Origin of the sequence: Caulobacter sp. 602-2 (assembly GCF_011043625.1) — a bacterium.
Classification (GTDB): Bacteria; Pseudomonadota; Alphaproteobacteria; order Caulobacterales; family Caulobacteraceae; genus Caulobacter.
Genome location: NZ_JAAKGT010000001.1, coordinates 176,585 through 192,318, shown reverse-complemented (window position 1 = coordinate 192,318; position 15,734 = coordinate 176,585). Strand labels below are relative to the sequence as shown.

Here is a 15,734-nt window from a genome sequence, read left to right as displayed (position 1 = left end):
CTTAACCCGTTTTAGCGCTTCGCTTTTCCAGGAAGTCGAGCATGGCCTCGGCGGCCGCCTCGGCCGGGTCGGGCATGCCGCGCCCCAGGCGTTCGAGCGCCGCGAACTGCTGCGCCACCTGCCGCTCGCGCAGCACCGGATCGTCCAGCCGCCGGGCCAGCGCCGCCGCCAGCCGCTCGCCCGTGCACGCGTGCTGCAGCAGTTCGGGCGCGACCTCCTGGTCGGCGGCGATGTTGAACAGCGTCACCCAGCGCGGCGTCATCAGGCGCTTGAGCAGGGCGTAGGTGATCGCGCCGATCTTGTAGCCCACGACCATCGGCGCCCCGGCCAGGGCCAGTTCGATGGTCACCGTGCCGCTGCAGGCCAGGGCCACCGTCGCGGCCTTCATGGCGTCGTCCTTGGCCTGGTCGTCCTCGATGACGTGGGCGCGGAACGGCCAGCCGGCGACGCGCGCCTTCACCGCCGCCGCCACCGTCTGGGCAGCGGGAACCACCACGTGCAGGCCGGGGCGGTCGGCCTTGAGGATGCGCACGGCGTCCTCGAAGGCCGGCAGCACGCGCTCGATCTCGGACGGACGGCTGCCGGGAAGCACGGCCAGGATCGGATCGTCCGGACCCGCGCCGATGGCCGCGCGCGCCCGACCGGCGTCGGCGCCGCTGAAGTCGCGGGCCAGGGCCGGGTTGCCGACGAAGACGCTAGGCAGGCCCACGGCGTCGAAGAACGGCTTGTCCATCGGCTGGGTGGCCAGCAGCAGGTCCACGGCCTGGGCCAGGGTGGCGGCCCGCCCCGGACGCGAGGCCCAGACCTGCGGCGCGACGTACTTGATCAGCGCCATGGAAGGATCGAGCGCCCGCAGGCGCTTGGCCAAGCGGATGTTGAAGCCCCAGGCGTCGATCAGCACGGCCACGTCGGGCTTTTCGCGCACGGCCAGGGCCTCGACGTCCTTCAGCCGGCGCAGCACGCGCGGATAGGCCTTCAGCCCCTCGAACAGGCCCAGGATCGACAGTTCGGAGATGTCGAAGGGGCTCTGCACGCCTTCGGCCGCCATACGCGCGCCGCCCAGGCCGACGAAGCGCACCTGGCCGCCCAGCCGCGCCCGCAGCGCCTTGGCCAGGCCCGCGCCGAGATTGTCTCCCGAGGCTTCGGCCGCGACCAGCATGACCGTCAGCGGCCGGCCGGCGCTCATCAGCGCGGCTCGACGCCGTAGACGAAGAGCCCCAGGTCGTCGGCGCAGGCGATCACCTGGTCACGGTCGACGATCAGCAGGCGGCCCGCCTCGCCGACGACACCGGCCAGGCCCGCGCGCGCCGCGCGCTGGATGGTGGCGACGCCGATGGTCGGCAGGTCGACCTTGGTTTCCTGGATCGGCTTGGGCGCCTTGGCCAGCACGCCCTTGGGCGCCTCGGGGCAGCCGCGAACGGCCTGCGGCAGGTCGGCGACCCGCCGCAGCATGGCGTCGGTGCCTTCCTGGGCCTCGACGGCCAGAACGAGGCCGTCGCAGACCACGGCCCCCTGCCCCACGTCCAGCCCGCCGATGGCGCGGGCCACGGTCAGGGCGCGATCGATGTCGGCGCCGTGCTGTTCGCGCGGAGCGTAGCGGCCGAGCGGGCCGGCCGGCAGGGTCATCTCGCCGCGCACCTCGTGGGCGCCCTCGACGATGAAGCCTTCCTTCTCGAACTCCGTAAGCACGCGGCGCAGCAGGGCGTCGTCGCCCTCGCGCGCGGCCTTGATCAGGCCCGGCAGCACCTTCACACCCCGGAAATCGGGGATCAGGGCCGAAAAGTCGGGGCGATCGACGACGCCGGCGAAGCAGACGGCCTCGCAGCCCTCCTCCTTCAGCGCCTTGAAGGCCTTGCCGAACTCGGCGATGCCGACCTCGGCGCCGGGATACTGCTCGAGCGACGGATCGGCGAAGCCCTTGACGCGCATCACCGAGAACGGCCGGCCGGCCCGCTCGCAGTGGGCGGCCAGTTCGATCGGCAGGGCCCCGCCGCCGGCGATCAGTCCAAGCTTGCGCAAGATCAGACCTCGCGCTCGGGCAGGCACAGCGGACGGTTGCCGTCGGCGCGGATGAAGTCGACGATCTCCATCACCTCAGGCACGGCCGAATAGGTCTCGACCACGTCGTCCAGGCGCTCCTGGAAGGTGCCTTCGTCGGCGAACATCAGGCGGTAGGCCGCGCGCAGGGCGTTGATGCTCTCGCGCGAGAAGCCCCGGCGCTTGAGGCCCACTAGGTTCAGGCCCTCTAGGTGGGCGTGGTTGCCCCACACCGAGCCGTACGGGATGACGTCCTTGGTCACGGCGGCCAGGCCGCCGATGAAGCTGTAGCGGCCCACGCGCGAGAACTGGTGGATGGCCGCCAGGCCGCCGACGAACACGAAGTTGCCGACGTCGACATGGCCGCCCAGGGTCGCGCCCTTGGCCAGCACCACATTGTCGCCGACCGTGCAGTCGTGGGCGACGTGGGCCTCGGCCATGAAGAAGCCGTCGGCGCCGATCGTGGTCACGCCACGGCCCGAGGCCGTGCCGGTGTTCATCGTCACCTGCTCGCGGATCACGTTGCGCGGACCGATCAGCAGTTCGGTGCGCTCGCCCTTGTAGCCCAGATGCTGGGGCGGACCGCCCAGCGCGGAGAAGGCGTGGACGACGGTGTCCTCGCCGATGGTGGTGACGCCATCGACCACCACGTGCGACAGCAGGCGCACGCGGGCCTGCAGGGTCACGTCCGGGCCGACGATGCAGAACGGCCCGATCTCGACGTCGTCAGCCAGCTTGGCGGCGGCGTCGACGATGGCGGTCGGATGGATCTTGGTCATTTCGTCGGGGTCTCCACGACCATGGCGGCGAACTCGACCTCGGCGGCGACCTTGTCGCCGATCTTGGCCACGCCCTTGAACTTGAAGATGCTGGACCGCGCGCGCAGCACCTCGACCTCCATGCGCAGGACGTCGCCCGGGCGCACGGGGTTGCGGAAGCGGGCGTTGTCGACCGACATGAAGAAGATCGTCTTGCCGGCGGTGTCGACTTCCAGCGACTTGCTCATCAGCACCGCGCCCGTCTGGGCCAAGGCTTCGATGATCAGCACGCCCGGCATCACCGGGTTGCCCGGGAAATGGCCCTGGAAGAACGGCTCGTTCACCGTCACGCACTTGATGCCGACGATCGACTTGTGCGGCTCGTAGGCTTCGGCCCGGTCGACCAGCAGGAACGGGTAGCGGTGCGGGATCCGGTTGAGGATCTCGGCGATGTCGATGTCGGTCTGCGGGGCCGCGGTTTCGGTCTGGCTCATGCCTCGTCTTTCATCCCCCGACTGCGCGCGCTGCGCGACAGCCATGCGGTCTCTCGCAGCCACCGTTTGATCGGTCGCGCGGGAAACCCTGTCCATGTCTCGCCCGCCGGCACGTCCTTGAACACCGAGGCGGACGCCCCGATGCTGGCGCCGGGGCCGATCGTCAAGTGGTCGGCGACGCCGGCCTTGCCGCCGAAGGCGACGCCGTCGCCGACGACCGTGGTGCCCGACAGCCCGGTATAGGCCGCGAGCACGCAGTTACGGCCCAGCTGCACGTTGTGCGCAACATGGACCAGATTGTCGATCTTGGTGTTCTCGCCCACCGTGGTGTCGTCGAAGGCGCCGCGATCGATGCAACTGTTGGCGCCCAGCGTCACCCCGTCCTGCAGGACCACGCGGCCCAACTGCGGCAGGTCGACCACGCCCTTGGCGCCGGGCGCGGCGCCGAAGCCCGCCTCGCCGATCACCGAACCGGCGTGCAGGCTGACGCGGTCGCCGATCAGGGCGAAGCCGACAACGGCGTTGGCGCCGACGAAGCCGTCGCGGCCTATAGCGACGCCGGGGCCGATGACGGCGCCGGGGCCGATCACCGTGCCGCGGCCGATGCGGGCGTCCTGGCCGACGACCACGCCCGGCGACAGGCGCACGCCCTCCTCCAGCACGGCGGACGGATGGATGGCGGGCGCGCCGGCCTCGTGACGGCGCGGCGCATGCAGCAGCGCGGCGGCGGCGGCCCAGGCGGCCTGAGGATGCGGGGTCAGCAGCACGGCGCAGCCTTGCGGCGCGAACTCGCGATGCTGGGGACGCATGAAGATCGCGCCGGCCTGGCAGGCCGACAGGCCCTTGGCCCTGCGCGGATCGGAAAGGAAGGAGACGGCGTTCGGGCCCGCGCCGTCCAGCGGCGCGACGGTGGCGATCAGGCGCTCGCCAAGGCCCGGATCAGCCAGTTCCGCTCCGCCGGCAAGCGCCAGATCGGACACGGAAACCGGACCCAGGGTCTCGAAAAAGCGGGGGTCCGGCATGCAAACCTCTCGACGACGGCCGTCACGGGAATCGCCCGATACGGACGAAGTGTAGGCGGCCCAAAGCCGCCCCGAGTCAATGCCGTAACGGAAAGCGCCCGCCCAGCCGGAAAGGCCGAGCGGGCGCTCACAGTGCTTAGCGCTGCAGCTGGGCGGCCAGTTGGGCGGCTTGCTGCGGGGTCAGCTTGGTGCGCTCCAGGGCCTGGAACGAAGCGGCCTTGCCGCGGGCGTCCAGGGCGCTGACGATCTGCGGGGTGATGTCCATGGCCGGGTTGAAGATGGCCACGGCGCTGCGCTCGAGCAGCACGCCGCATTGCTTGGACTGGTAGGCCGAGATCACGGCCGGCTGCAGCTCGACCGAGTAGGTCTGCTGGGCGGCGTCGGCCGTGGCGACCAGTTCCATCTGGGTGTGGGCGGCATCGCGCTGCAGGGCGCTCTGCTCCAGTTCCAGGTCCGACTTCTGCTTTTCGCGGGCGTTGATGTCGGCGGCCGGGGTCTTGGCGGCGGCGTTGAACGCGTCGATCTTGGTCTGCAGGGCCTTTTCACGGGCCGACAGCGGCGCCTCGGCCGTCGTCTGCAGGGCCTTCAGGCGGGCGTCGAGCGCCTTGCCGGTGGCCGAGGTGCCGCGAACGGCGCCGGCCGAGAACACGCACAGGCTGGCGATCGGCGCGCCATGGGTGATCGCCGGGGCGGCCGGAGCGGCCGGAGCCTTGGCGAGCGGGGCGGCGGCTTGAGCGAAGGCGCCCGAGGCCACGGCGAACGCGGCCAGGCCCGAAGCGGCGGCGGCGAAGAACTTGGAGGACATGTCGTCTAAAGCCTTGTGGAGATTAGAAACGAGTGGAGGTGGAGAAACGGAAGGTTTCCGTCCGGTCGTAGTCTTCCTTCGCCAGGATGCGGCTGATGTCGAACCGGATCGGTCCCATCGGCGACTTCCAGTCGATGCTGACGCCGGCGGAGGCGCGCAGACCAAGGTTGTCCTTGATCGTCTCGCTGAACTCGCCGTTGGGCAGCAGGCGGTCGATGTCGTCCAGCTGGCCGGCGGTGCCGAAGTCGGAGAACAGCGCGGCCTTGATGCCGTATTGTTCGGGCAGGAAGGTCGGAATGGTCAGCTCCAGCGAGCCGATCGCATACAGCTTGGCGCCCAGCGCGCTGTTGTCGGTCAGCGTGTCGCGCGGGCCGATACCGGCCGTCTCGAAGCCGCGGAAGGACTGGCCGCCCTTGTAGAAGCGGTCGTTGATCCGGACGCTGTCGCCGCCCCAGCCTTCGATGTAGCCCGCCGAACCGGTGGCGCTGAACACGAAGTCCTTGTTGAAGCCCCAGTACCAGCCGCCGTCCACCTCGGTCTTGAGGTAGTTCACGTCGCCGCCGAAGCCGGCCAGGTCCTGGTTCAGGTCGGCGAAGAAGCCGCGGGTCGGACGCAGCGGATCGTTCCGCTTGTCGAGCCGCAGGCCATAGCCGATCAGCGAGGTCATGTAGGCGCCGCGCTGGGCGCAGAGCACCGTGGAGACCTGCGTGACGCCGCTGGAGTCGGGCACGCAGTAGCTGTCGGCCACGTCCACCTCGTCCTGGCGCAGGGTGTACCGCAGGCTCATCGAGGTGTTTTGCGTCAAGCCGAAGCCCATGGTGAAGCCGCCGCCGAGCGACTTGGTGTCGTAGGCCGCGAACTCGCTGAGGTCATATCGGTACGAATAGAGGTTCACGCCCGCGGCCAAATTACGGCCCAGGAAACGCGGCTCGGTGAAGGCGAAGTCGACCTGCTGACGCAGCGAGCCGACCGAAACGCGGGCGCGCAGGTTCTGGCCGCGGCCGCGGAAGTTGCGCTGGGTGACGCCGACGTCCAGCACGAGCTGGTCGACCGAGCTGTAGCCGGCGCTGAACGACAGTTCGCCCGTCGGCTGCTCCTCGACCTTGACCCGCAGGTTGGTGCGGTCCGGAGCGTTGCTCGGCACTTCCTCGATGGTCACGTCCTTGAAGAAGCCCAGGCGGCGCATGTTGTTGCGCGAGCGGTCGACCAGGACGCGGTTGTAGGCGTCGCCTTCGGCGACTTCCATCTCGCGGCGCAGGACGTAGTCGAGCGTGGCGGTGTTGCCGACGATGTCGATGCGGTCAACGTAGACCCGCGGGCCTTCACGCACCGAGAACACCACGTCGACCGTCTGGGTCTCGCGGTTGGGCACGTAGCGCGGACGCACGTCAACGAAGGCGAAGCCGGCCGCGCCCGCCGCGAAGGTCAGGGCGTCGGTGGCCTGCTCGATGCGCTCGTCTTCGTAGATCTGGCCGGTCTTGATCGGCAGGATCTGGGCCAGCAGGTTGCCGTCCAGCTTCTTCAGCTCGGTTTCGACGGTGACCTTGCCGAACTTGTACTTGGGGCCTTCGTCGATCGTGTAGGTGACGGCGAAGCCGTTCTTGTCGGTCGCCAGTTCGGCCGTGGTGGCAACGACACGGAAATCGAAGAAACCGCGGTTGCGGTAGAACTTGCGCAGCTGTTCGCGGTCGTACTCGATCCGGTCAGGGTCGTAGTTGTCGTTGCTGGTCAGGAACTTGTACCAGTGCGACTCCTTGGTGACGATGACGTCGGAGAGCTCGTTGTCCGAGAACTCCTTGTTGCCCAGGAAGTTGACGCCCAGGACGCCGCTCTTGGGGCCTTCGTTGATCTCGAACACCAGGTCGACGCGCTTTTGCGGCAGCTCGACCACCTTCGGCGTCACGGTCGCCGAGATGCGGCCCGAGCGGCGATAGAGTTCGATGATGCGCTGGACGTCGGCCTGCACCTTGGCGCGGGTGAAGATGCCGCGCGGACGGATCTGCACCTCGTCCTTCAGCTTGTCTTCCTTGAGGGCCGAGTTCCCCTCGAAGACCACCTGGTTGATGATCGGGTTCTCGACGACCTTGACCACCAGGTCGCCGCCGACCAGCTCGATCGAGACGTCGGCGAAGAGGTCGGTGCGGGCCAGGGTCTTCAGCGCCAGGTCGAGACGGGCCGGATCGACCGTCTCGCCGGGCTGGATCGGCAGGTAGGAGAGCACCGTGCCCGCCTCGATCCGCTCGTTGCCCTGCACGACGATGCGCTGCACCACGCCCGAGGTCTGGGCCTGTGCGAACGCGACCTGGGGCGCGATCAGGGCGGTGGAGCCGAAGAGAAGCGCAACGCCGGTGGCGAACGCGGCGCTATGGGCGCGAATTTTGCTCATGGGACCAATCATGGACGGGCGGCGATCGTTCACGTGAACAGGCCGCCGATGAATTTGAACACGTCGAAGCGGTTGAGGTCGTTCCAGGCCGCGAACAGCATGAAACACAGGATCAAGGCAAGGCCAGCCCGGAAACCGGCGGCCTGGAAATCGGCTCGCAGAGGACGCCGGAACACGGCCTCATAGGCATAGAGCAGCAGGTGGCCGCCATCGAGCACCGGGATCGGCAGCAGGTTCATGAAGCCGATGCTGACCGACAGGCTGGCGATGAACAGCAGCTGGTTGAACAGCAACCGCAGCATCACCGTGCCGACGTCAGGCGCGCCCTCGACGCTGGCCTTGGTCACCGCGCCGGCCGAGTGGCCGATGCCGATGATGCCGCTGATCTGGTCGGCCGGCAGCTGACCGGTCAGCAGACGCCCCAGATAGAAGCCGATGGTCTTGATCATGTCCCAGACCTGACCGACGGCGTCAGGAATGGCGCTCAGCAGGGTGGACTTCTGCAGATAGGGTCGGCTGCGGCTTTCGAGATCCAGCCGGCCGACCTTCACGCGGCCGCTGAACCGGTCCTTCTGCTCGACCAGGCGCGGAGTGGCGGTCAGCGAGACGGTCTGGCCGCCGCGCTCGACGACGAACTCGATCGGCAGCTTGGCGCGCAGGTTGACGTAGCGCTGGACCTGCTGGAAGTCCTTCACGTTGCGGCCGTCCATGCGGACGATGGTGTCGCCAGGGCGGAAGCCCGCCTCGGCCGCAGCGCCGCCCGGGATCACCGCCGAAACGGTGGCGGGCGACTTCAGGTCGCCGACGAACAGCAGGACGATGGCGAAGATCAGCGTCGCCAGCACGAAATTGGCGAACGGGCCGGCGGCGGCGATCACCGCCCGCTGCCAGATCGGCTTGAAATGGAAGTACTTCTTGACCGCCTCGGCGCCCTCGCGCTGGGCGATCTCGGCCTTCATGGCGTCCAGGTCGTTCTGGTCGGGCACGCTGGCGGCGTTCTCGTCGCCGGCGAAGCGCACGTAGCCGCCCAGCGGGATCGTGGCGATGCGCCACTCGACGCCCCGCTTGTCGCGCCAGGAAACCAGGGGCGCGCCAAAGCCGATGGAGAAGCGATCGATCGCCACCCCGCAGGCCCGCGCGGCCCAATAGTGTCCCAGCTCGTGCACCGTCACCACGACGGACAACACGATGATCATGGACACGATCGCGATCAGAAGACTGATCATCGGCTTGGAATCAGAGCTCCCCGGTCACTTTTCCTAATGCCGCTTGTGAGCGACAACCTCGGCCGCAATACGGCGAGCGGAACCGTCGATCATGACGGCTGTATCAAGAACGTCACCCGCCGTTACGGCGAGGTCCCCTACCCCGTTCATGCGTTCCAGCGTCCCCTCAACCGACGCGGCAATATCGAGAAAGCCGATCTGCCGGTCAAGGAAAGCCGCGACGGCGATTTCGTTAGCGGCGTTCATCGCCGTCGGAGCCCCTCCGCCCAGGCGCAGCGCCTCGCGCGCGACGCCCAGCAGCGGGAAGCGCGAAAGGTCCGGATCCTCGAAGGTCAGCTGGGCGTAGGCGCCCAGGTCCAGCGGCTTGGCCGGCCAGGCCAGGCGCTCGGGCCAGGAATAGGCGTAGGAGATCGGGCTGCGCATGTCGGGCGGGCCCAGCTGCGCCAAGGTCGAGCCGTCGGTGTACTCCACAAGGCTGTGGATCACCGATTGGGGATGGATGACGACGCCGATCCGCTCCTCGGGCGTGTCGAACAGGTACGAGGCCTCGATCATCTCGAGCCCCTTGTTCATCATCGAGGCGGAATCGACCGAGATCTTGGCGCCCATCGACCAGTTCGGGTGGGCGATCGCCTGCTCGGGCGTGGCCGCGGCCATCTGCTCACGGGTCCAGGTGCGGAACGGGCCGCCCGAGGCGGTGAGGATCAGGCGGGCGACGCGGTCCAAGCAGGCCGGCTGCAGCACCTGGAAAATCGCCGAATGCTCGGAATCAACCGGGATCACCGTCCCGCCCGCCGCGCGCGAGATGCGCAGCAGTTCGGGGCCGGCGCAGACCAGGCTTTCCTTGTTGGCCAGAGCCACGACCGCGCCCGTGCGGGCTGCGGCCAGGGTGGGCGCAAGGCCGGCGGCGCCGACGATCGCCGACATCACCCAGTCGGCGCCCATGGCGGCGGCCTGCGCGACCGCGTCCGAGCCGGCGGCGGCCTCGACGCCGGAACCGGCCAGGCGCTCGCGAAGCTCGCCCAGAAGGGCCTCGTCCTCGATCACCGCCAGCTTTGGACGCCAGCGCAGCGCCTGCTGCGCCAGCCGCTCGACATTGCGGCCGGCCGCCAAGGCCAGGATCTCGACCGGAACCTTGGACTGCTCGAAGAGATCGAGGGTGGAAACGCCGATGGAGCCGGTCGAACCGAGCACCACCACCTTACGTGCGGTCAAGGCAGCCATCCCCACTGGTCGAACAGGCGTACGGCGGCCACGACGATGGCGGCGAACATCAGGCCGTCGACCCGGTCGAGCAGCCCGCCATGGCCCGGGATCAGGTCGCCGGAGTCCTTCACGCCGAAGCGGCGCTTGAGCATCGATTCCCAGAGGTCGCCGGTCATGGTGGCCAGGCCGCCGAGGAAGCCGATGACGGCGGCCACCGGCCAGGTCAGGTCCATGTCGGGCAGGCGCGGCAGGGCCTCGGCCAGTTGGTCGACGCCGACCGCCGCCAGGGCCGCGGCCAGCAGGCCGCCGAAGAAGCCCGACCAGGTCTTGTTGGGCGAGAACCGGGGCCACAGCTTGGGCCCCTTGAAGATGCTGCCGGTGACGTAGGCGAAGATGTCGGCGAACCAGGTCACCGCGAAGAGCAGCAGCGTCCACGACAGCCCGGCGGGGCTCAGCCGCAGCCACAGCAGGGTGATGCAGGCCGGCGCGATGTAGATCACGCCATAGGCCGCGTCGGCCCGGCGCTCGACGGCGCCGCGGGCCAGCAGGGCGGCGGCGACCGCGCCGGCGGCGGCCAGCGGCCAGGTCAGGATGTAGTGCCCGCGGAAGGCGGCGACCAGCGAGATCAGCACCGCCACGCCGACGGCGACCGCAACCCCGATCGGGGCCTTGGGGGCGCTCATCATGCCCCACTCGCGCGCCAGCAGCGCGGTGCAGACGGCCAGCAGCAGCAGGAACCACACCTGGCCGAACCACACGGCGGCCACGACCGTGGGAACGAGCACGGTGGCCGAAGCCACGCGCGTTCCCAGATTGCCCCAGTTGAAGCGCTTAGCCGGCGACGGCGACGTCATCGGCCGCAATGCCTCCATAGCGCCGGTCACGGCTACGATACTCCGCGACGGCGGCGGCCAGGTGCTCGGGCCCGTAGTCGGGCCACAGCACGTCCTGGAACACCAGCTCGGCGTAGGCGCATTCCCAGAGCAGGAAATTCGAGATGCGGTGCTCGCCGCTGGTGCGCACGATCAGGTCGGGCGCGGGCGCGGCCGAGGTCGACAGGAACGAGCCGAACATCGCCTCGTCCAGGTCGGCCGCCCTCGCCTCGCCCCGCTCGACCCGCTCGGCGAAGCGCCGCGCGGCGTCGGCGATGTCGGCCTGGCCGCCATAGTTGAAAGCCACCTGCAGCAGGAAGCGGTCGTTATGGGCGGTGCGGCGCTCGGCCCGCTCGATCACTTCGAGCACGTCGGGCGACAGGCCCGTGCGGCGGCCGATGATCCGCACACGGACGCCCTCACGGCTCAGCCGGTCGAGGTCCGATTCGACATAGGCCTTGAGCAGGCCCATCAGTTCGGAGACTTCCTGGGCCGGGCGGCGCCAGTTCTCGGTCGAGAAGCCGAACACCGTCAGCACGCCGACGCCCGCCGACGGCGCGCCCTCGACGGTACGCTTGAGCGCGTTGACGCCGGCCCGGTGCCCAAGCGCGCGCGGCATGCCGCGTCGCTTGGCCCACCGGCCGTTGCCGTCCATGATGATGGCCGCATGCAGTCCCGCGCCGGCCTCGCCCCCGGGGCGCGCGGTCTTGGTCTGCAGGCCGGTCTTCGGCGACATGCGCTCTTAGCCTTCCCTTCTCATCCCCCAGGAGCCCGCTAATCGGGTTTGACCAGAGAGGACGATCAGACCTGCATGATCTCTTGTTCCTTGGTTTTCAAGGCCTCGTCGATGCGCTTGACGGCTTCATCGGTCAGCTTCTGAACCTCGGTTTCCATCTTCTTGCGGTCGTCTTCGTTGATGACGCCGTCCTTTTCCGCCTTCTTCAGGTCGTCGTTGGCGTCACGACGGACGTTGCGAACGGCGATCTTCTGTTGTTCGGCGTACTTGCCGGCGATCTTCGAGAGGTCCTTGCGGCGCTCTTCGGTCAGCGGCGGGATCGGAATGCGCAGGTTCTGGCCTTCGACCACCGGGTTCAGGCCCAGGCCCGAGGCGCGGATGGCCTTCTCGACCGAGACGACGACGCCGCGGTCCCAGACGCTGACGTTGATCTGGCGGGGCTCGGGCACGCTGACCGAGGCCACGGCGTTCAGCGGCGTGGTCGAACCGTAGGCCTCGACCATCACCTGATCGAGCAGGCTGGCCGAAGCGCGGCCGGTGCGCAGGGAGCCGAACTCGTCCTTCAGGGCGAGCACGGCCTTGTCCATGCGGTCTTTGTAGCGGGAAAGGACGGGCTTTTCGGCGGCGGCCATGGCTAGGGCTCTCTTCGCTTTATGAAATCAGGCGTTCGCGACGACGGTGTGCGTGCCTTCGCCACGCAGCACGCTGAGCAGGTTGCCCCGCCCCTTGATCGAGAACACCACGATCGGGATGTTGCTGTCGCGCATCAACGCGACCGCCGAGGCGTCCATGACGCGCAGGTCCTTGGCCAGCACGTCCATGTAGCTCAGGCGATCATAGCGCTGGGCGGTCGGATCCTTCTTGGGATCGGCGGTGTAGACGCCGTCGACGCTGGTGCCCTTGAACAGCGCGTCGCACTGCATCTCGGCGGCGCGCAGGGCGGCGGCGGTGTCGGTGGTGAAGAACGGGTTGCCGGTGCCGGCGGCGAAGATCACCACGCGGCCCTTCTCGAGGTGGCGCTGGGCGCGGCGACGGATGTAGGGCTCGCAGACCGTGGCCATCGGGATGGCCGACTGCACGCGCGTTTCCACGCCGATGCGCTCGAGGGCGTCCTGCATGGCCAGGGCGTTCATGACCGTGGCCAGCATGCCCATGTAGTCGGCGCTGGAGCGCTCCATGCCCTTGGCCGCGCCGGCCATGCCGCGGAAGATGTTGCCGCCGCCGATCACCAGGCACAGCTCGACGCCCGACTTGACGATCTCGGCGATATCCAGCGCGACCGATTGGACGGTGTTGGTGTCGATCCCGTAGGGCGTGTCGCCCATCAGCACTTCGCCGGAAACCTTCAGCAGAAGGCGACGATACGGCTTGGCGGGGGTGGGATCAGACATGGACCGGGCTCTTCCTGAGTCGTCGGCACGCACCATAGAGCGCGTTACACAAAAGTGGGATCGGTTTTGCGCCATCACGGCGCGACGCCGTGCAAGCGCAAAAAAAGGGCGCGGCGCGCGTTCGATCCGCGCCGCGCCCTTGCTTTGTAGACCTTGAAAGCGGCGAACCCGAGGCTCGCCGCTTTCACTGTCTTGATCGGCCTTAGGCCTGACCGGTCATCGAGGCGACTTCGGCGGCGAAGTCGTCTTGCTTCTTTTCCACGCCTTCGCCGAGGGCGAGACGGGTGAAGCCCTTCACGGTGATCGGGGCGCCCAGGGTCTTGCCGGCTTCGGCCACCAGCTGCTCGACGGTCTGGTCCGGGTTCATGACGAAGGCTTGCTTCAGCAGCACGACTTCTTCCAGGAACTTGCGGATGCGGCCTTCGATCATCTTCTCGATGACCGAAGCCGGCTTGCCCGATTCCAGAGCCTGCTCGGTGAACACGGCCTTTTCACGCTCGATGGCGGCCGGGTCCAGATCGTCCGGCGACAGCGACAGCGGGGCGGTCGCGGCCACGTGCATGGCGATCTTGCGGCCCAGCTCGCGCAGGGCGGCCTTGTCGCCGGCGGTCGACTCGAGGGCGACCAGCACGCCGATGCGGCCGAGGTCCGGCGCGGTGGCGTTGTGGACGTACGAGGCGACGACGCCGTTCTCGACGCTGTGCTTGGCGGCGCGACGGACCATCATGTTCTCGCCGATCGTGGCGATCAGGTTGGTCAGGTGGTCTTGAACGGTCTCGCCGCCAGCCAGCTTGGCGCTGGTGATGGCGTCGATCGAACCGTCGGTGCCCAGGGCGGCGCCGGCGATCTGACGAGCGGCGACCTGGAACAGGTCGTTGCGCGACACGAAGTCGGTTTCGGCGTTCACTTCGACGGCGGTGGCGGTTTCACCCGCGCCGTTTTCCGACACGGCGATGGCCACCAGGCCTTCGGCGGCGGCGCGATCGGCCTTCTTGGCGGCCTTGGACAGGCCCTTGGCGCGCAGCCAGTCGATGGAGGCCTCGATGTCGCCGTTGTTCTCGGCCAGGGCCTTCTTGCAGTCCATCATGCCGACGCCGGACTTCTCGCGCAGTTCCTTGACCAGCGCAGCCGTGATCTCAGCCATGGAAAATCTCCAGATTCAAACGTTTAGCGACCGAGCTTGATAGCCCGGTCGCGTGTCGGTAGCGCGACGGCCGCCGGCCCTCGTCAGGAGAGCCGGCGGCCGAAGAAAAATCAGCCAGCGGCCGATTCGTCGGCGGCCGGAGCAACGGCTTCTTCAGCGGCGGCTTCCGGGGCCAGTTCGCGGGCCAGGGCCGGCTCGACCGGGTTGGCCGAAGCGCCCAGGTCCACGCCCGAAGCGGCTTGACCAGCGGCCAGGCCGTCCAGGACGGCGTCGGCGATCAGGTCGCAGTACAGCTGCAGGGCGCGGGCGGCGTCGTCGTTGCCCGGGATCGGGTAGGTGATGCCGTCCGGGTCGCAGTTGGTGTCGAGGATGGCGACGACCGGGATGTTCAGCTTGCGGGCTTCCAGGATCGCGATCGCTTCCTTGTTGGTGTCGATCACGAACATGATGTCGGGGATGCCGCCCATGTCCTTGATGCCGCCCAGCGACAGTTCCAGCTTGTCGCGCTCGCGGGTCAGCTGCAGCAGTTCCTTCTTGGAACGGCCCACGCCTTCGCCCGACAGGACGCCTTCGAGTTCACGCAGACGCGCGATCGAACCCGAGACGGTGCGCCAGTTGGTCAGCGTGCCGCCGAGCCAACGGTGGTTGACGTAGTACTGGGCGCAGCGCTTGGCGGCCGTGGCGACCGGATCCGAAGCCTGACGCTTGGTGCCGACGAACAGCACGCGGCCGCCGGCGGCGGCGACTTCACGGACCTTCACCAGGGCCTGGTGCAGCAGCGGGATGGTCTGCGACAGGTCGATGATGTGGATGTTCGAGCGCGAACCGAAGATGTAGCGGTCCATCTTCGGGTTCCAGCGGTGCGTCTGGTGGCCGAAGTGGGCGCCGGCTTCCAGGAGCTGACGCATGGAGAATTCGGGAAGAGCCATCGGGCCTTTATCCTTTTTCCGGTTGAACCTCCGTGGACACCCCCGCTCCAGACCATTCTGGAGACGGGACCGGAACGGCGACGACGGGATGTCTCCCCGGCGCTGCCGAACGTCCACGTGTGGAATGGCGCGCAGATAGTCGCTCGCCCGTCGAAAAGCAAGCCAAAAGGCCCGCAGCCCCCCGTCCGGGGCCGGATCGGACCCGAAACGCCGCCGTGGCGGTACGCGCGGCCCCGCCCCTTCCCCGTCATGGACGAGTTCGAGGAGAATCGCGACCGGGCGGCGCGCTCGGGGCTCCAGTCACTCGGGCGGCCAAGACGGGCAAGGAGAGGCGCGCCGTGCTCGCGGCCTTGGGCCTGAATGGAACGCGCCTCGACGGCGACGGCCCCAGCAGCGCCCGGATGGAGCCATCTGGGACGCTCACCCTGGCGGACGCTGACCGCCTTGGCGGCAGCGCCCATCGCCGCATCCCTGCTCCTGATCCCTCGCGTGCCTCTCACGGGAGCCTCGCCGCCACTCAAAGTCCCCACAGTCGGGCTTCCCGGCCAGGCCCACGCAGGTCGCCCAACGACTTCGACCGGACCCTCTCCAAGACTTCTCGGTCGTCCCAGCTCAATGTCGTTCGCCCGCTCGGCGTCGCCGCCCGGCAGAACGTTCTACTTCGACCTGGGTACTGTACTTGGGTTCCGGCGTGGAAGGAATGACAGCGCCGCGCTCGGCCAGTCTCT

At 68.5% G+C, this 15,734-nt stretch carries 15 protein-coding genes; all 15 read right to left on the bottom strand.

The features are described from left to right. Nucleotide 1: 1 nt before the first annotated feature. Nucleotides 2–1,186, bottom strand: a complete 1,185-nt coding sequence (lpxB, locus tag G5B46_RS00800; RefSeq protein WP_165255238.1) for a lipid-A-disaccharide synthase — start codon at nucleotides 1,184–1,186, stop codon at nucleotides 2–4. Further along, a complete protein-coding gene (gene lpxI, locus G5B46_RS00795) occupies nucleotides 1,186–2,019 on the bottom strand; it encodes a UDP-2,3-diacylglucosamine diphosphatase LpxI (RefSeq protein ID WP_165255236.1) in 834 nt (277 codons plus the stop codon). The genes lpxB and lpxI overlap by 1 nt, the downstream gene beginning before the upstream one ends. A gap of 2 nt (nucleotides 2,020–2,021) precedes the next feature. After that, nucleotides 2,022–2,816, bottom strand: coding sequence for an acyl-ACP--UDP-N-acetylglucosamine O-acyltransferase (gene lpxA / locus G5B46_RS00790; RefSeq protein ID WP_165255234.1), 795 nt, complete (start codon nucleotides 2,814–2,816; stop codon nucleotides 2,022–2,024). Continuing rightward, a complete protein-coding gene (gene fabZ / locus G5B46_RS00785; protein ID WP_109101924.1) occupies nucleotides 2,813–3,289 on the bottom strand; it encodes a 3-hydroxyacyl-ACP dehydratase FabZ in 477 nt (158 codons plus the stop codon). The genes lpxA and fabZ overlap by 4 nt, the downstream gene beginning before the upstream one ends. After that, nucleotides 3,286–4,311: a UDP-3-O-(3-hydroxymyristoyl)glucosamine N-acyltransferase gene (gene lpxD, locus G5B46_RS00780; protein WP_165255232.1), complete on the bottom strand. Its 1,026-nt coding sequence runs from the start codon at nucleotides 4,309–4,311 to the stop codon at nucleotides 3,286–3,288. The genes fabZ and lpxD overlap by 4 nt, the downstream gene beginning before the upstream one ends. Before the next feature lie 136 nt (nucleotides 4,312–4,447). Then, nucleotides 4,448–5,116 (bottom strand): OmpH family outer membrane protein, encoded by a 669-nt coding sequence (locus G5B46_RS00775; protein ID WP_165255230.1) that lies wholly within the window; start codon nucleotides 5,114–5,116, stop codon nucleotides 4,448–4,450. Between the two features lie 22 nt (nucleotides 5,117–5,138). Further along, nucleotides 5,139–7,514, bottom strand: a complete 2,376-nt coding sequence (bamA, locus tag G5B46_RS00770) for an outer membrane protein assembly factor BamA (RefSeq protein WP_165255228.1) — start codon at nucleotides 7,512–7,514, stop codon at nucleotides 5,139–5,141. Nucleotides 7,515–7,531: 17 nt separating this feature from the next. Then, complete coding sequence (locus G5B46_RS00765; RefSeq protein WP_240903281.1) at nucleotides 7,532–8,698, bottom strand: M50 family metallopeptidase; 1,167 nt, start codon at nucleotides 8,696–8,698, stop codon at nucleotides 7,532–7,534. A 63-nt stretch (nucleotides 8,699–8,761) separates the two neighbouring features. Then, nucleotides 8,762–9,952, bottom strand: coding sequence for a 1-deoxy-D-xylulose-5-phosphate reductoisomerase (gene dxr / locus G5B46_RS00760; protein ID WP_165255225.1), 1,191 nt, complete (start codon nucleotides 9,950–9,952; stop codon nucleotides 8,762–8,764). Beyond that, on the bottom strand, nucleotides 9,940–10,788 hold the full coding sequence (locus tag G5B46_RS00755; protein ID WP_165255223.1) for a phosphatidate cytidylyltransferase: 849 nt from the start codon (nucleotides 10,786–10,788) through the stop codon (nucleotides 9,940–9,942). The genes dxr and G5B46_RS00755 overlap by 13 nt, the downstream gene beginning before the upstream one ends. Continuing rightward, the gene (gene uppS, locus G5B46_RS00750; protein WP_165255222.1) at nucleotides 10,766–11,542 is read right to left on the bottom strand and encodes a polyprenyl diphosphate synthase; all 777 of its coding nucleotides are present in this window, start codon (nucleotides 11,540–11,542) and stop codon (nucleotides 10,766–10,768) included. The genes G5B46_RS00755 and uppS overlap by 23 nt, the downstream gene beginning before the upstream one ends. Nucleotides 11,543–11,607: 65 nt before the next feature. Further along, nucleotides 11,608–12,174, bottom strand: coding sequence for a ribosome recycling factor (frr, locus tag G5B46_RS00745; protein WP_165255220.1), 567 nt, complete (start codon nucleotides 12,172–12,174; stop codon nucleotides 11,608–11,610). 27 nt (nucleotides 12,175–12,201) lie between these two features. Further along, nucleotides 12,202–12,933: a UMP kinase gene (pyrH, locus tag G5B46_RS00740; protein ID WP_165255219.1), complete on the bottom strand. Its 732-nt coding sequence runs from the start codon at nucleotides 12,931–12,933 to the stop codon at nucleotides 12,202–12,204. 202 nt (nucleotides 12,934–13,135) lie between these two features. Further along, nucleotides 13,136–14,077 carry a translation elongation factor Ts gene (tsf, locus tag G5B46_RS00735; RefSeq protein ID WP_165255218.1) on the bottom strand — a complete coding sequence of 314 codons (942 nt, stop codon included), beginning with the start codon at nucleotides 14,075–14,077 and terminating at the stop codon, nucleotides 13,136–13,138. 110 nt (nucleotides 14,078–14,187) lie between these two features. Then, on the bottom strand, nucleotides 14,188–15,006 hold the full coding sequence (gene rpsB, locus G5B46_RS00730; RefSeq protein ID WP_165255217.1) for a 30S ribosomal protein S2: 819 nt from the start codon (nucleotides 15,004–15,006) through the stop codon (nucleotides 14,188–14,190). Between the last annotated feature and the right edge of the window lie 728 nt (nucleotides 15,007–15,734).

Bases quoted from the DNA above. Each gene is read 5' to 3' on its own strand.
- lpxB (WP_165255238.1), bottom strand. From the start codon at position 1,186: ATGAGCGCCGGCCGGCCGCTGACGGTCATGCTGGTCGCGGCCGAAGCC.
- lpxA (WP_165255234.1), bottom strand. From the start codon at position 2,816: ATGACCAAGATCCATCCGACCGCCATCGTCGACGCCGCCGCCAAGCTG.
- fabZ (WP_109101924.1), bottom strand. From the start codon at position 3,289: ATGAGCCAGACCGAAACCGCGGCCCCGCAGACCGACATCGACATCGCC.
- lpxD (WP_165255232.1), bottom strand. From the start codon at position 4,311: ATGCCGGACCCCCGCTTTTTCGAGACCCTGGGTCCGGTTTCCGTGTCC.
- G5B46_RS00775 (WP_165255230.1), bottom strand. From the start codon at position 5,116: ATGTCCTCCAAGTTCTTCGCCGCCGCCGCTTCGGGCCTGGCCGCGTTC.
- bamA (WP_165255228.1), bottom strand. From the start codon at position 7,514: ATGATTGGTCCCATGAGCAAAATTCGCGCCCATAGCGCCGCGTTCGCC.
- G5B46_RS00765 (WP_240903281.1), bottom strand. From the start codon at position 8,698: ATGATCATCGTGTTGTCCGTCGTGGTGACGGTGCACGAGCTGGGACAC.
- dxr (WP_165255225.1), bottom strand. From the start codon at position 9,952: ATGGCTGCCTTGACCGCACGTAAGGTGGTGGTGCTCGGTTCGACCGGC.
- G5B46_RS00755 (WP_165255223.1), bottom strand. From the start codon at position 10,788: ATGACGTCGCCGTCGCCGGCTAAGCGCTTCAACTGGGGCAATCTGGGA.
- uppS (WP_165255222.1), bottom strand. From the start codon at position 11,542: ATGTCGCCGAAGACCGGCCTGCAGACCAAGACCGCGCGCCCCGGGGGC.
- frr (WP_165255220.1), bottom strand. From the start codon at position 12,174: ATGGCCGCCGCCGAAAAGCCCGTCCTTTCCCGCTACAAAGACCGCATG.
- pyrH (WP_165255219.1), bottom strand. From the start codon at position 12,933: ATGTCTGATCCCACCCCCGCCAAGCCGTATCGTCGCCTTCTGCTGAAG.
- tsf (WP_165255218.1), bottom strand. From the start codon at position 14,077: ATGGCTGAGATCACGGCTGCGCTGGTCAAGGAACTGCGCGAGAAGTCC.
- rpsB (WP_165255217.1), bottom strand. From the start codon at position 15,006: ATGGCTCTTCCCGAATTCTCCATGCGTCAGCTCCTGGAAGCCGGCGCC.